This is a genomic window from Cupriavidus sp. R6-3 (genome assembly GCF_059772245.1).
The window spans coordinates 1-15697 of record NZ_JCBAJO010000033.1 but is presented as its reverse complement, the minus strand read 5'-3'; the positions used below and the strand labels follow the sequence as shown (position 1 = coordinate 15697).

At 67.6% G+C, this 15697-nt stretch carries 11 protein-coding genes; 4 read left to right on the top strand and 7 right to left on the bottom strand.

From position 1 onward, the window contains the following. Positions 1–37: 37 nt before the first annotated feature. Complete coding sequence (locus AC6EI8_RS08720) at positions 38–1819, bottom strand: N-acetylglutaminylglutamine amidotransferase (RefSeq protein WP_226106932.1); 1782 nt, start codon at positions 1817–1819, stop codon at positions 38–40. 387 nt (positions 1820–2206) lie between these two features. After that, a complete protein-coding gene (locus AC6EI8_RS08715; RefSeq protein WP_149318598.1) occupies positions 2207–3469 on the bottom strand; it encodes an MFS transporter in 1263 nt (420 codons plus the stop codon). A gap of 370 nt (positions 3470–3839) precedes the next feature. On the opposite strand from AC6EI8_RS08715, the gene AC6EI8_RS08710 reads away from it, so the two are divergent. Continuing rightward, positions 3840–6077, top strand: coding sequence for a TonB-dependent receptor family protein (locus tag AC6EI8_RS08710; RefSeq protein WP_226106930.1), 2238 nt, complete (start codon positions 3840–3842; stop codon positions 6075–6077). A gap of 130 nt (positions 6078–6207) precedes the next feature. On the opposite strand, the gene AC6EI8_RS08705 is transcribed toward AC6EI8_RS08710, so the two are convergent. Next, positions 6208–7782: a peptide chain release factor 3 gene (locus tag AC6EI8_RS08705; RefSeq protein ID WP_150082296.1), complete on the bottom strand. Its 1575-nt coding sequence runs from the start codon at positions 7780–7782 to the stop codon at positions 6208–6210. 159 nt (positions 7783–7941) lie between these two features. Continuing rightward, complete coding sequence (locus AC6EI8_RS08700) at positions 7942–8913, bottom strand: YihY/virulence factor BrkB family protein (protein WP_149318595.1); 972 nt, start codon at positions 8911–8913, stop codon at positions 7942–7944. 396 nt (positions 8914–9309) lie between these two features. Between AC6EI8_RS08700 and AC6EI8_RS08695 the strand changes: the two genes are divergently transcribed. Next, positions 9310–9492 (top strand): hypothetical protein, encoded by a 183-nt coding sequence (locus tag AC6EI8_RS08695; protein ID WP_265635133.1) that lies wholly within the window; start codon positions 9310–9312, stop codon positions 9490–9492. 960 nt (positions 9493–10452) lie between these two features. Beyond that, complete coding sequence (locus AC6EI8_RS08690; RefSeq protein WP_150082292.1) at positions 10453–10806, top strand: hypothetical protein; 354 nt, start codon at positions 10453–10455, stop codon at positions 10804–10806. 70 nt (positions 10807–10876) lie between these two features. On the opposite strand, the gene AC6EI8_RS08685 is transcribed toward AC6EI8_RS08690, so the two are convergent. The 3 genes from AC6EI8_RS08685 to AC6EI8_RS08675 all read right to left on the bottom strand — a co-directional run bounded on the left by AC6EI8_RS08685 (position 10877) and on the right by AC6EI8_RS08675 (position 14752). Then, positions 10877–12247, bottom strand: coding sequence for a sigma-54 dependent transcriptional regulator (locus tag AC6EI8_RS08685; RefSeq protein ID WP_226106926.1), 1371 nt, complete (start codon positions 12245–12247; stop codon positions 10877–10879). A gap of 125 nt (positions 12248–12372) precedes the next feature. Next, positions 12373–12852, bottom strand: coding sequence for a hypothetical protein (locus tag AC6EI8_RS08680; RefSeq protein WP_226106925.1), 480 nt, complete (start codon positions 12850–12852; stop codon positions 12373–12375). A gap of 535 nt (positions 12853–13387) precedes the next feature. Beyond that, complete coding sequence (locus AC6EI8_RS08675; protein ID WP_498381727.1) at positions 13388–14752, bottom strand: NCS2 family permease; 1365 nt, start codon at positions 14750–14752, stop codon at positions 13388–13390. A gap of 381 nt (positions 14753–15133) precedes the next feature. Between AC6EI8_RS08675 and AC6EI8_RS08670 the strand changes: the two genes are divergently transcribed. After that, complete coding sequence (locus AC6EI8_RS08670; RefSeq protein WP_006576725.1) at positions 15134–15337, top strand: cold-shock protein; 204 nt, start codon at positions 15134–15136, stop codon at positions 15335–15337. The last annotated feature ends 360 nt before the right edge of the window (positions 15338–15697 follow it).

Sequence of the window (15697 nt, the reverse complement as noted above, 5' to 3'; positions counted from 1 at the left end):
GCTGCCGGTCCCCGTCTGTCGCCAGTCATGGCAGCCCTCACAGGCCATGCGACTGCAGCCAGCCCTCGAGCAGCGCGACTTGCCACAGCTTCGAGCCCTTGAGCGGGGTGATGTGGGCATCGGGGTCGGCCAGCATCGACTCGACCACGCCGGCCCGGTACAGGCCGCGCTGGCGTGCCGCGTCGCTGTCGACCAGGCCGCGCACGTAGTCGAGGAAGGGACCGCGCAGGTACTTCAGCGCCGGCACCGGGAAATAGCCCTTGGGGCGGTCGATCACCTCGGCGGGGATCACCTGCCGCGCGGCTTCCTTCAGCACGTGCTTGCCGCCCGCGGCGATCTTGTGGCGCGCCGGCATACGCGCGGCCAGTTCCACCAGGCGGTGATCGAGGAAGGGCACGCGCGCCTCCAGCGCATGCGCCATCGTCATGTTGTCGACGCGCTTGACCGGGTCCTCGACCAGCATCACGGTCGTGTCCAGCCGCAGCGCGCGATCGATCGCGCTGTCGGCGCCCGGCATGGCGAAATGCGCCGCCAGGAAGCGGCCGCTCGGATCGTCGGCCAGCCATTGCGGCGACAGCAGCTCGGCCATCTCCGACTGCGTGCGGTCGAAGAACACCTTGCGATAGGCCGCGACGCCGCCGTCGGCATCGGTATTGGCCGCCAGCGGCGGATACCAGTGGTAGCCGCCGAACACCTCGTCGGCGCCCTGCCCGCTCTGCACCACGCGGCTATGGCGCGCGACCGCCGCCGACAGCAGATAGAAGGCCACGCAGTCGTGGCTGACCATCGGCTCGCTCATCGCGTGGATCGCATCGGGCAAGGCGTCCAGCAGATCGGCCGCGGGGATCATCATCTTCTCGTGGCGCGTGCCGAAATGCCGGGCCACCAGATCGGAATAGTGGAACTCGTCGCCGGCCTCGCCGCCGGCCGCCTCGAAGCCGATCGCATAGGTGCGCAGGTCGGGCGTACCCGTTTCTGCGAGCAGGCCGGTGATCAGGCTGGAGTCCACACCGCCCGACAGCAGCACGCCGACCGGCACGTCGGCGACGGTACGCAGGCGCACCGCGTCGCGCAACGCGGCCAGCGTCATGTCGCGCCATTCCTCAAAGGTGCGCGCCTCGTCGGCGGCATCGTGGACGAAGTCGAGCCGCCACCAGGTACGGGTTTCGGTGCGGCCATCCGCATGCACGGTCATGTGCGTGGCGGGCGGCAGCTTGCGCACGCCCTGGACGATCGTATGCGGGGCCGGCACCACGGCGTGCAGCGTCAGGTAGTGATGCAGCGCGACCGGATCGAGCGCGGTATCGATGTCGCCGCCGGCCAGCAGCGCCGGCAGCGTCGAGGCAAAGCGCAGGCGCCGCGCGTCCTGGCTGTAGTACAGCGGCTTGATGCCGAGGCGGTCGCGCACCAGGTGCGTGGTGCCGGTGTCGCGCTCCCACAGCGCGAAGGCGAACATGCCGGCCAGGCGATCGAGCGCCGCGGGGCCCCAGGCGTGCCAGGCCTTGATGATGACCTCGGTGTCGCCGGTCGACGAGAACGTGTAGCCGCGCGCGCTCAGTTCCTCGCGCAGCGCGTGGTGGTTGTAGATCGCGCCGTTGAAGACGATGCCCATCCCCAGCGCGTTGTCGATGAAAGGCTGATGGGCGCGCTCGGACAGATCCATGATCCGCAGGCGCCGATGCCCGAAGGCGCGCCGGCCCAGGCCGAACAAGCCTTCGCCGTCAGGGCCGCGCGCGGCCTGCACCCGCGCCATGTCCGCCACGGCGTGAAGGTCGGCCATTTGTTGATCGAAACGTATTTCTCCTGCGATACCGCACATCGATGGTCTGCTCCCTTGCCCGCAGGCGCGCGGGACACCCTTGCTTATCGCACGGGGCGATGCCAGGGTCTGCCCGCGCTCATCCGACGCAATGTCGGAATTCGCCTACAGATAATCGAAATTGACAATATTTTCGGGACAGATCGATGGAGAAATGGTTTCCGTGAATATTTGGCAGGGCCCGGGCGAACGGGCGCGAGCCCTTGCCGGGCAAGGGCTGCAGCGGATGGAAAAATTTCGCAAAGAGTGCCGCCGGCGTCGCTTTCAGCAGCGTGGCCGCACGCAGAAACGGGTACGCTTCGGCTGGGACTCCGGTCGAACTCCGGTCGAACTCCGGTCGAACTCCGGTCGAACTCCGGTCGAACTCCGGTCGGAATCAGGCGGGATTCAGGTGGCCCCGGGGCTGTCGTGAAGCCGGTTGCGGTTCGCCAGCGCCGGGAACAGCCGCATCCACACGGCCACCACCACCAGCGTGCCGATGCCGCCGAGCAGCACCGCGCCGACCGGACCCAGCCAGGCCGCCGTCACGCCGGATTCGAATTCCCCAAGCTGATTGGAGGCGCCGATAAAGACGGAGTTGACCGCGCCGACCCGCCCGCGCATGTCATCCGGCGTATCGAGCTGGACCAGCGTCGAGCGCACCACCACGCTGATCATGTCCGAGGCGCCCAGCACCACCAGCGCCAGCATCGACAAGGGCAGCAGCGTCGACAACCCGAAGCAGATCGTCGCCAGGCCGAACAGTGCCACCGCGCCGAACATCACGCGGCCCACCTTGCGCTCGAGCGGATGACGGGCCAGCCAGATCGCGGTGGCCAGCGCGCCGATCGCCGGCGACGAGCGCAGCAGCCCCAGGCCCCACGGACCGGTATGCAGGATGTCGCGCGCGTAGATCGGCAGCAGCGCGGTCGCGCCGCCCAGCAGCACCGCGAACAGGTCCAGCGAGATCGCGCCCAGCAGCACCGGCCGGCTGCGGATATAGGCAAACCCGGCGAACAGCGTGCTGATGCTGACCGGGGCGGTCAACCGCTGCGGCCGCTGCCGCAGCTTCAGCAGCGTGATCAGCGTGGCGGCCGCCAGGAACAGCAGCGCGCCGATGCCGTAAACCACGCCGGGGCCCGCGACATAGGCAAAGCCGCCGAGCGCCGGGCCGACGATGATCGCGGTCTGCGTCGCCGAGCTCGACAGCGCGACCGCGCGCGGCAGCTGGCGCGGCGTTACCACGCTGGGCAGCAGCGCCTGCAGCGTGGGGGTTTCGAAGGCACGGGTCGCGCCGAGCAGTGCGACGAACACAAAAATGTGTTCGTGCCGGACCCAGCCGGCGAGACTGGCCGCCGCCATGCCGAGGGCAATTGCCGCTTCGGTCAGCTGGCAGATCCGCACGATCTGGCGACGGTCGAAGCGGTCGGCGACGTGGCCCGACATCAGCAGCAGCACCACCGAGGGCAGGAACTGCACCAGGCCAACCAGGCCCAGCATCAGCGGGTCGCCGGTCAGGTCGTACATCTGCCAGCCCACCGCCACGGTCAGGATCTGGTAGCCGATCGTCGTACAGAGACGGGCGCACCAGAACATGCGGAAACCGGGGTCGCGAAAGACCGAATCCGGATCGGAGGCGGACGGCGTGCTGCTGGCAGGGGTGGGAGGCATGGCGGGAGAGGGAAGCGGCGCCGTCTTGTGCGGTGGCGGCTGCCGGGACAGCGGGAGGCCGGTGTAGCGGGTCATGAGTGGCCCATGGCCCGCCTGGCCGGCAAGCCGCAATTCTAGCGGAGCGGCGCCAGGCGCGCTGGACGTTACATGAATCCCTGCTGGCAGCGCGGTGTTGGCGTCACGCAACGTCGACCATGACGACGGGGCCGGTTTGCGGCGCCTGAGAATGCTTCGCATTTATAATTCGCCGCTTCTTGGGTGACGCGGAGGCCGTGATGCCGCTTTCACCTGGTCGCGGTCCGGTCGCCGCGCCATCGCGCGGATCCGACCCCGCTTTCGCCGCTTTCCCGCCTCTGTTCAGGATCCGATCTTGCAAGCCGCCTTCCGCCTGACCGCCGCAGCCGCCGGCGTCGCCCTGCTGTGCCTGTCGTCCCCGGCCCGTTCGGCCGAGCCCATTGTGATCGCCCAGGCGTCGCCGCAGGCGCACACGCAACTTCAGGCGCAAGCTCAGACGCAGCCCCAGGAAGCTCAGGCCCAAGTTCAGGCGCAAGCCGCCCCGGCCGCCGCGGACGCCGACAAGACGCTGAGCACGGTGACCGTGGTCGGCAACTGGCTGGATCAGCCAAACGAAACCAAGGTGCTGGAGCACCCGGGCGCGCGCTCGATCGCCGACCGCCGGACCATCGAGGAAAGCGGCGCGACCAATGTGCGCGAGGTGCTGCGCCGCATGCCGGGCGTGCAGGTGCAGGACAGCAACGGCACCGGCGGCAGCGACATCTCGCTGAACGTCGGCGTGCGCGGCCTGGCCTCGCGCCTGTCGCCCCGCTCGACCGTGCTGCTGGACGGCGTTCCGCTGGCGGTCGCGCCCTACGGCCAGCCGCAGCTGTCGATGGCCCCACTGTCGATGGGCAATATCGACACCATCGACGTGGTGCGCGGCGCGGGCTCCGTGCGCTATGGCCCGCAGAACGTCGGCGGCATCATCAACTTCGTGACCCGGCCGATTCCGCAGACCTTTGCCGCGCAGGCCTCGGTGGAGACCGAGGTGGCAACGCACGGCGGCAATGTGAAGACCATGCCGAGCGTCTTCATCGGCGGCACCAACGACAACGGCCTCGGCGGCGCGCTGATGTATTCGGGCGTGCACGGCGACGGCTATCGCCGCGGCAACGACCGCGTCGATATCGACGACCTGATGCTCAAGGGTTCGTACCGCATCTCCAGCACGGACCAGATCACCGCCAGCTATCACTACTACGAGGCGCTGGCCGACATGCCGGGCGGCCTGACCGCCGCGCAGTACGCCGCCGATCCGTTCCAGTCGGTGCGGCCGTACGACACCTTCGCCGGCCGCCGCAACGACGTCTCGCTGAAGTATTCGCACCAGGACAACAACCGCAAGTTCGAGGTGCTGACGTACTACACCGACAGCTTCCGTGGCAGCCAGATCGAGAGCGAGAGCGCCGGCCGCCGTCGCCTTGGCTCGTTCCCGCGCCACTACCACACCTTCGCCGTCGAGCCGCGCTATTCGCAGCTGTTCCGCGGCGCCAACATGAGCCACGAGGTCAGCGTCGGCTACCGCTACCTGCGCGAGGCCAGCGACGAGCAGGCATCGCGCACGGCGTTCTACACGCCGGGCACGGTCGATCCGACCACGATCGCCTCGCCGATGTACCAATGGCGCAGCGGCGGCACCACGGCGAACGCGGTCTATATCGACGACACCATCAACGTCGGCAACTGGACCATCACGCCGGGCCTGCGCTATGAAATGATCCGCTCGAACATCACGGACCATTTCACGCAGCGCCGCACCGACATCAAGTCGGACGAGCCGCTGCCCTCGCTGGCGGTGATGTACCACGTCAGCGACAACTGGAAGCTGTTCGGCAATGCCGGCGTCTCGTTCGGGCCGCTGCAGTACTTCCAGATCGCGCAGACCACCAACGGCCTGGCGCCGGAAAAGGCCAAGACCTACGAGCTGGGCACGCACTTCAACGCCAACGGCTGGGGCGGCGAGCTGACGCTGTTCAACATCGACTTCGACGACGAGCTGCAGCTGCGCGGCGGCACGATGGGCAGCCCGGACGCGTGGACCAATCTCGGCGCGACGCGCCACCGCGGCGTCGAGAGCTCGCTGCGCTACGACTTCGGCACGCTGTCGAAGGCGCTGGCCGGCCTGTCGGCGTATGCGGGCTATACCTATACCGAGGCCACCTACAACCACGGCACCTTCGCCGGGCGCGACCTGCCGTTCTACTCGCGCCATGTGGCCACCGCCGGCGTGCGCTACAGCCGCAACCGCTGGACGCTGAACGTCGATGGCTTCGCGCAATCGCGCCAGCATTCGCCCGGGGATCCGACCGACGGCACGCCGTACCAGACCGCCGAGAGCGCCAACGGCGCGCTGGGGGACATCCCCGGCTACGCGCTGGTGCACATGCGCCTGGGCTACGACTTCGGCAAGTCGATGTCGAACCTGAAGCTGGCGGTGGGCGTCAAGAACCTGTTCGATCGCCGCTATTTCACGCGCTCGACCGACAACAACCTGGGCAAGTACGTCGGCATGCCGCGCACGTTCTACGTGCAGGCGACGCTGGCGTTCTGAGGGACTTGAGCTGGGCGGGGGCGGGGTTTGAAGCGAGGTCTGCCGGGCGCTTGCCCGGGGCACGTTGCGTGTCCGCGGGCAAGACGCTGAATCCCCGCCTGCGCGGGGACGACGATGCGGCGCGCGCCGCCTAGACGATCTCGCGCGTTTCCATGAATTGCAGGTTCGGGAAGCGTTCCTGCGTCAGCCGCAGGTTCACCATGCTCGGCGCCAGATAGACGTGGTCGCCGGCGCCGTCGAGCGCGACGTTGTGGCCGGCCTTCTCGATCAGCTTCTCGATCTCGGCCGGGTCGCCCTTGAGCCAGCGCGCGGTCGCGCACTCGTGCGATTCGAAGATCGCGTCGACGCCGTACTCGTGCTCGAGCCGGTGCGCCACCACGTCGAACTGCAGGATGCCCACCGCGCCGAGCACCAGCTCGTTCGAGGCGATCGGGCGGAACATCTGCGTCGCGCCTTCCTCGGCCAGCTGCTGCAGGCCCTTCTGCAGCTGCTTGACCTTCAGCGGATTGTTCAGCCGTGCGCGGCGGAAGTGTTCCGGCGCGAACGATGGAATGCCGGTGAACTTGAGCGCCTCGCCTTCCGTGAAGACATCGCCCAGGCGGATCGTGCCGTGGTTGGGCACGCCGATGATGTCGCCGGCGTAGGCCTCCTCGGTGGTGTTGCGGTCCTGCGCCATGAAGGTGATCGCGTTGTTGATCGCCACCGTCTTGCCGGCCGACACGTGCAGCAGCTTCATGCCGCGCGTGAAGCGGCCGGAGCAGACCCGCACGAACGCAATGCGGTCGCGGTGGCGCGGGTCCATGTTGGCCTGGATCTTGAACACGAAGCCGCTGAACTTGGCTTCCTCGGGCTGCACCGTGCGGCTGTCGGTCGCCCGCGGCTGCGGCGAGGGCGACAGGTCGCACAGCGCGTCGAGCAGCGACTGTACGCCGAAGTTGTTGATCGCCGAGCCGAAATAGACCGGGGTCTGCTTGCCGGCCAGGAAGGCGTCCTTGTCGAAGGCGTGCGAGGCGCCGCGCACCAGTTCGATCTCGACGCGCAGTTCCTCGGCCTGCGAACCGAGCACGCGGTCGAGCTCGGGATTGTCCAGTCCGTCCAGGATGGCGGCGGTGCCCTTCTCGCCGTGCGGATCGAACAGCTGCACCTTGTCGTCGATCAGGTGATAGACGCCGCGGAACGCCTTGCCCATGCCGATCGGCCAGGTCATCGGCGCGCACTGGATCTTCAGCACGTCCTCGATCTCGTCGAGCAGCTCGATCGGCGAGCGCCCTTCGCGGTCCAGCTTGTTGATGAAGGTCAGGATCGGCGTATCGCGCAGCCGGCAGACGTTCAGCAGCTTGATCGTCTGCGCCTCCACGCCGTTGACCGAGTCGATCACCATCACCGCCGAGTCGACCGCGGTCAGCGTGCGGTAGGTGTCTTCCGAGAAGTCCTCGTGGCCCGGGGTGTCGAGCAGGTTGACGATGTGCTCGCGGTACGGGAACTGCATCACCGACGAGGTCACCGAGATGCCGCGCTGCTTTTCCAGCTCCATCCAGTCGGAGGTGGCGTGGCGGTCGGCCTTGCGCGCCCGCACCTCGCCGGCGACCTGGATCGCGCCGCCGAACCACAGCAGCTTTTCCGTCAGCGTGGTCTTGCCGGCGTCGGGGTGGGAAATGATGGCAAAGGTGCGACGACGCGCAATTTCGGATACGAGCGAGCTCACGGTAGGACGTTCGGATGGCAGGCGATTGGATCGGGACCCGGAGGGCGCGGCAGAGGCGATGGCGAAGCCGATCGCGCCGCGCCTGGTGTGTCGCGTTCCGCGGCGGCCGGCTTGGGATCGGCTGTCGCGGCGGAGCGCCCGAGGGAATGGGCCGCTATTCTACCGGTTCCCGGCGCCGACCGGTGCCGGCGCCTCGCCGCGGCGCTGCCGCTCCCGCAGGCTGCCGAATTGCAGCGCGTACTGGTGGGTCAGTTCGGCGCCGAAGAAGAAGATCTGGGCCGAGTAGTACACCCACAGCATCAGCGCCACCACCGAGCCGGCCGCCCCATACGAGGACGCCACCGCGCTGTTGCCCAGGTAGATGCCGATCAGGCGCTTGCCGACCGAGAACAGCACCGCGGTGATCACCGCGCCCATCGTCACGTCCCGCCAGGTCACGCGCACGCGCGGCAGCATCTTGAACACCACCGCGAACAGCGCGGTGACCACGGCGAACGAGAAGCCGTTGGAGATGGTGGTCGCGACCGGGGCCAGCCACGACTCGAACCACATGCCGTCCCAGAAGCGCTGCACCACCGCGATCGCGGCATTGACCACGAGCGACACGAGCAGCATGAAGGCCAGCACCAGCACCAGGCTGAACGACAGCAGCCGCGTGCGCACCAGCGAACGCCAGCCGCTGGCCGGCGTCGCATCGGCCTCCCAGATATCGTCCAGGCTCGCCTTGAGCTCGGCGAAGGCGCTGGTCGCGCCGACGATCAGGATGCCGGTGGCGATCAGCGCCGCCACGCCGCTGCCGCCGGCGCGGTGCGTGGCGGCCAGGATTTCCTGGATCGCCGTCGCGCCCTGCGTGCCGAGCAGGCCCTCGAGCTGCTCGAAGATCTCGCCGCGGGCCGCTTCGGCGCCGAAGAACAGCCCCGCGATCGAGATCACCAGCACCAGGATCGGCGCCAGCGAGAACAGCATGTAGAACGACAGCGCGGCGCCCTTGCTGGCCGCGCGGTGCGCGAACCAGGCCTGCACGGCGCCCGTCACCACCATCGCGGTGCGGCGCAGGGTATGGCGGTCGGGCAGCATGCGGGCCAGGCCGTGCCAGCGGCCGTTGCGGTGCTCGGGGTCGGGTTGGTACATCGGCAAGGAGGCGCTCCCTGGCTTGGTCGGTGGGCTGAGGTCCGGAGGGGCTGGGGGTCGTGCCGCCGCCGGGCGCGGCCGGCGGGGCAGTGTTCAGGATACCGCGCCTGGCGGCTGTGCCCAAGCCGCGTTCGGGGCAAGGGCTCGCGCAGGCGGGCGCGAGCGGGCGCGAGAGCCGGTGCAAGAGTCGTTGCAAGAGCCGGTGCAAGAGCCGGTGCAGGGGCGGGTGCAAGGGCGGGTGCAAGGGCTGGCGCGAGCGTCAGTACAAGAGGTTGCGCGAGGCCTGTGAAAGAGCGGGCGCAAGGGCCGGCCGCGACCAACTGCTAGAGTAAAAGCAGGCGGCGCGCCATTCCGCCGCCGCGTCTTTCGTCTCTTCTCTCTCCTTCAGGAGGTACCGTGATCCGTTTTCCGATCGCATCCTTCCCCGCCCTCCGGCTCGGCACACTCGCGCTGGGCCTCGCCGCCATCCTGGCGATCGCCGGCTGCGACCGCAGCCAGCCCGGCCCGAAACCGATTTCGGGCGACACGCCCGCCGCCGACACCGCGCCTTCGGCCAACCCGCCGGCTCGCAAGGAATGACGCCGAGGCGCGGCCTCGGTTTCGGCCTCGGTTTCGGCCTCGGTTTCGGCCTCGGTTTGGGCCGCGATTTGGCCGCGGTTTCGCTGCGGTTTGGCCCCGTCTGGGGCCGACGTTGGGGGGCCGCCGATGCTCGTCGCAGGCCGATGCGTACCCGTTTCTGCGGACGTTCGTGTGCGGGTTCACGAGTGTTATGGACGCGTCGGGTGCCGCCGTCGCGCTTTTCGCCCGTCTGCACGCGTCCGGCACCCGTGCGTTAAGCCGGTGTAACCGCGCCGCCCTTGGCTGCGCGGCGCGGGCCAGGCAGGGGACTTCGGCCGTATCGGCGAGCCCGTCGCGCCGTTCCCTGCCCTGACTTCATCCGGAATTCCTCCTTTGGACGGATGCCGGCGCCCGTGCCGTTGTGCCGGCGCGCCGTTGGCCACCGTCCCGGCGTCGACGGCATGGCCGGGAGGGAAACACCGTGCGCGCAGCCGCCGCCACCCCGGTTTCAGGGCCGCAACAGAATCGGACCGGTCCGTCCAGGGCGATCCGTCGCGCGCGCGGCCAATCGCCGCAAACCCAACGGGGACAACGGCGGGCGCATCTTGGCACGCTTGTCGCAACAGGCCGTGGAGAGCCAGGACCCACGCTTCAGCCACGGGAGAGCGCCCCACCATGCGTCACCCTCCAGCACGCATGACGGCACGACGCCGCGCCCAGCGTCCGGCGCGCGCCGCGCCGTCGGTATTGCAACTGCTGTCGCCCCCGCTATTGGCTGCGCCGCGGTTGCCGCATCGGGCGACATCGTCGTTCTGCACGGAGTCCAACCGCGTCCTGCCGATCGCGGCCTTCCGCAGCCGGACACGGCGATAGCCGCCCTTCCGTGGATCGTCGGCGGCCACGGGCCGCCCACAGGTCGGCCTGTCCACGCGCCGCGGCGCGCCGGCTGGCCATCCGGCATCCGATCAGGGAGGAGACACAATGAAAACCAGGCTTTGCGCATTCGCTGCGTTGGCCGCGTTCTGTACCAGCGCCGCGGCCGGCAGCTTCAGCCATCTGGACCGGTCCGACGATGCCGAGATCCACAGCCATACGGCATGGAGCAACGATATCTACGTCAAGGGCTTCGGCTTGTCGCTGGGCCTGCTCGGCGCCGGCGCGCAGGACGACGAGGCGCCCGGCCAGCAGTCCGCGGTGGACGACGACGGCAAGACACGGCAGGTGGCCCGCCTGCCGATCGATCTGCTGGCGGCATCGGCCGATTCGGTCGGCTACGGTGGCGGCCTGGCATCGGGCTGCTGGAAGCCGGCCTCGTCATTGGCGCCGCGGCGCTGAGCGGCAAGCGCGATGAAAAAGGGGCCGACGAATCGTCGGCCCCGCTGATTGCCGCTGTCTCGGCGGTCCGCTACTCGGCGTGGCTCGACTGGCCTTCGACGCGGATATTGTGCTTGTGCATCAGCCGGTAGAGCGTGACACGCGACACGTTGAGCTCGCGCGCGGCGGGCACCACGTGGAAGCCGTGGCTCGCCATCACCGAGCGGATGGCCTCGCGCTCGGCCTCTTCGCGGATCGCGTCGAGGGTCTTGCGCGGCGCGTCGCTGTTGCCGTGCAACTGCAGGTCCTCGGCGGTGATCTTGCGATTGTCGGTCATCACGATCGCGCGGCGCACCCGGTTGATCAGTTCGCGCACATTGCCGGGCCAGCCGTACTGCATCATCGCCTGCGTCGCGCACGGCGAGAAACCGCGAATGCGCCGATGGGCCTCGTGGCCGTGCTCGGCGAGCACCGCGTTGGCCAGCAGCAGGATGTCCTCGCCGCGCTCGCGCAGCGGCGGGATCGACAGCGTCAGCACGCACAGCCGGTGGAACAGATCGGAACGGAAGCGCCCCTCGGCCTGCGCCGCGACCAGGTCCACGTGCGTCGCCGAGATGATGCGCAGGTCCAGCGGTATCGACTGATGGCCGCCCAGGCGCGTGATCATGCCCTGCTGCAGGAAGCGCAGCAGCGCGACCTGGCTCTCCAGCGGCAGATCGCCGATCTCGTCCAGAAACAGCGTGCCGCCCTGCGCCTGCTCGATCCAGCCGATCTTGCGCTGGTTGGCGCCGGTGAAGGCGCCCTTCTCGTAGCCGAACAGTTCGGACTGCACCAGGTGCGGCGGAATCGCGCCGCAGTTGATCGCGACGAAGGGCCCCTTGCGCCGGTTCGACGCTTCGTGGATCGCCTGCGTGGCCAGTTCCTTGCCGGTGCCGGACTCGCCCGAGATGAACACCGGGGCGTCGTTGTGCGCGACCTTGGCCAGCGAGCGGAACATCCCCCGCATCGGCGCGCATTCGCCGATCATCTTGCCCTGCACCGCCGTATCCGGCCCGCGGGCGGCGTGCAGCGCGGCCATGCCATGCGCGTGCTTGAGCGTGTAGGCCAGTTCGCTGTAGGAGAACGGCACGCGCACATAGTCGACGCAATAGTCGCGGATCAGGCGCCGCACCCGCTCGTCCTCGAGCCGCTGCGGCGAGGTGATCGCGACCCACATCACGTGCAGGCATTGCAGGCTCTGCTCGAGCAGCGCGATCTCGGCATCGGTGTATTCGGTCTCCAGGTCGAGCACGCCAGCCATCGGCGCGCTGCTGCGAACGACCCGTGGCAGGTCGCGCAACTGGTGATGGTGGCGGATCTCCCAGCCGGGTCCGAACTGGCTCGCGTCGATGCCGAAGTTCTGCTGTCGTGATACCACCAGGACCTGCGCGGCCCGCGATGTCGGCTTGTTGAGTCGGTCCATCCCGTTCTCCCGCGCGTTTGGCGTGGCCGCATGCCGCACGGTCTCGCTGCGCCGGCTGGCGGACGGGATCGGGCTGCGGTCCAGTTGTATGCGGTGCGGCTGGGCCCCCAGGTGGGCGGCCGCCATTACACGCTCGAAACGCTGTGGGGAGGGAGATCGAACATCGCGGTCGGCGTCGTGCCGCTGCGCAGCTGTTCACGAATGGTGCGGCGCATGCTGTCCCGCTCGCGCATCAGGCGATCGCTCGGGGCATGCAGGGTCTGGCCGGAATAGCGGTGATAGAGGGCCTGATAGGTCAGCACGTTGACGATCCATTCCTCGCGCTGGGCGCGCAGGCGGGCGATGTCGGCTTCGAGCTGGCGGTGGCGTTGCAACAGGCCTTCGATGGCCTGCCGGACGTTCGATGGCACGCTGTCGTCGGCCGCGAGCACGGCGGCCACGGCATCGGCGATGGATTCGTCGCGATGCTCGCGATGGGACTGGCTGGGAGCGTGTTCGGGTTTGGCGCCGGCGACATTGGCCAGATGGCTCCAGGCGCGGGTAATCGAAGGCGTGGCGGATCGAGTCGGCTCGAGAACGGGCCGATGGACTTCTCCTGCGGTCATGATTCTTCCCCGTTGAACAACATCCCCCGGCACTACACGTTCGCGATTACCACTTGTTCCGCTTATTGTTTCGGCACGCTTTGCGCATGCTCTCGTCGTGGAGGCGAAGCCGCCTGAAGGCGGTCTGTCTGTACGTCCGCTTCACGCGGATCGAATGGGTCTGCGTCGCGCCATGTGCGCACTCCGTTGCCCGGAGTCAACAAGGGGCGCTTCGAAGCGCCCCCGGAATAGCACGCCTCTAGTTCAGTGCATTTGGCTTCGTTTGTCTAGCCCCCACGCGGGGCATGCGCCCAAAATCATCCTTCGGTATGACCGTAACAACGGTGGCCCATCATGGTGCGGGAGGTAAATAAGTACTTACCTTGAACGCAGAAACGGGTACGGTGCCCGCGTTCCGCGCTGCTGCAGCGCACGCAGAAACGGGTACGGTCCGGTGACTTTGCAGCGAAATTTCGAACGTTCGGGGGCACGTCCCGGACGATGGCCATGAAAAAGGGCGGCCGTGGCCGCCCTTGCTGCAAGCGATGCCGCCAGGTCAATGGCCGGGCAGATAGTAGAACTTGAAGACGAAGACGGCGGCGATGATCCACACCATGATCGGCACGTCCTTGGCCCGGCCGGTCAGCAGCTTCAGGCCCGCATAGGTCACAAAGCCGAAGGCGACGCCGTTGGCGACCGAATAGGTGAACGGCATGCCCAGCGCGGTCAGCACCGCCGGCACCACTTCGGTGGCGTCGTTCCAGTCGATGTCGACCAGCTCGCGCAGCATCAGGCAGGAGACGTAGAGCAGCGCCGGCGCGGTGGCGTAAGCCGGCACGGTGCCGGCCAGCGGTGCGATGAACAGGCAGGCCAGGAACAGCACGGCCACCGTCACCGCGGTCAGGCCGGTGCGGCCGCCGGCCTGCACGCCAGAGGCGCTTTCGATGTACGCCGTGGTCGACGAGGTACCGAGGAAGGAGCCGGCCATGATGGCGGTGCTGTCGGCCATCAGCGCCTTGTTCAGCCGATCCATCTTGCCCGCCTTGAGCAGCCCCGCGCGGTTGGCCACGCCCATCAGCGTGCCGGTCGCATCGAACAGCTCGACCAGGAAGAACACCAGCACCACATTGATGATGCCGATCGACAGCGCGGCGGTGATGTCGAGCTTGAACAGGGTCGGATCGATCGACGGCGGGGCGGACACGATGCCGTGGAAGGTGTTGCCACCAAACGCGAAGCTCAGCAGCGTGGTCAGCAGGATGCCGATCAGGATCGCGCCCTTCACCTTGAGGCGGTCCAGTGCGACGATCGCCAGGAAGCCGACGATGGCCAGCACCGCCGAGGGCTGATGCAGATCGCCGAGCGTGACCAGCGTGGCGGGGCTGGCGGTGACGATGCCGGCGTTCTTCAGCGCGACGATGGCCAGAAACAGCCCGATGCCCGCGGTGATCGCCACCCGGATCGAATGCGGGATGCCGTTGACGATCATCTCGCGCACGCGCAGCAGCGTCACCAGCAGGAACAGACAGCCCGAGATGAACACCGCGCCGAGCGCGGCTTCCCACGGCAGGCCCATGCCCTTGACGACGGTGTAGGCGAAATAGGCATTGAGCCCCATGCCCGGCGCCATCGCGATCGGATAGTTGGCGTAGAAGCCCATGATCAGCGTACCGAGCGCCGCGGCCACGCAGGTGGCGACGAACACCGCGTCCTTCGGCATGCCCGCATCGCCCAGGATGGTCGGGTTGACGAAGATGATGTACGCCATCGTCAGGAAGGTCGTGACGCCGGCCAGTATCTCGGTGCGCACGTCGGTCTGGTGCTCGCTCAGCTTGAACAGCCGTTCGAGCGGCGAGCGGCGCGCCGGCGCGGTCATGGCGGGTGTGTCGTTGGGTTCGGAAAGGGGTTCGGGCATCGACATGCTGTGTCTCCTGTATCGTTTTGTCCCGTCTCTCGCAAAAGGCAAGAGCCTCCTTCCGGCGCGTTGGCCAGGGAGGCACACGTAATGTCTTACACTTTTGTATACAGGTGCGCCGATACGGACAAATAGACTGTATGCAAAATGGGTGATGATCGCACGAGGGCACTCGCGTGATCTAGCCTGCAGCAGGGGAACACCGCTCTTGACGTGGGCTCCGATCCCCCGTATAAAGCGCGCTAGATTCAAGCGACGAGGCAACAGCACATTCGTTAGCCACCGTCATGGTACTTCGGTTGTCCATGGTGTCCTTTCCTTGAGTTGCTCTGCCGGAAGCGCCCTGAGCGCCTCCGTTTTTTAATTTTTTTTAGGAAATGCAAGACCATGAAAACCGGTATCGTCAAATGGTTCAACGACGCCAAGGGTTTCGGTTTCATCAAGCCGGACGAAGGCGGTGATGATCTGTTCGCCCACTTCTCGGAAATCCAGGGCTCTGGATTCAAGTCGCTGCAAGAAAACCAGCGCGTTTCGTTCGAAGTGAAGAACGGCCCGAAGGGCCTGCAAGCAGCGAACATCACCCCGCTGTAAGGCCTCGCGCTCCTCGCCTTCGGGCGAGAAGACACTGAAAGCCCCGCCCCGTGCGGGGCTTTTTGTTTTGTGGCGCGGCGAACTTCGTCGGTCCGCCAAGCGCTTGCCGCCGGGCGGCGCCGTCCGGGTTCGACGTCTCTCTTCGGGCCCTTCCCTCGCTCCTTCCCTGGCTCCTTCCCTCGCTCCTTCCCTCGCTCCTTCCCTCGCTCCTTCCCTGGCTCCTTCCCTGGCTCCTTCCCTGGCTCCTTCCCTGGCTCCTTCCCTGGCTCCTTCCCTGGCTCCTTCCCTGGCTCCTTCCCTGGCTCCTTCACTGGCTCCTTCACTGGCTCCTTCACTGGCTCCTTCACTGGCTCCTTCACT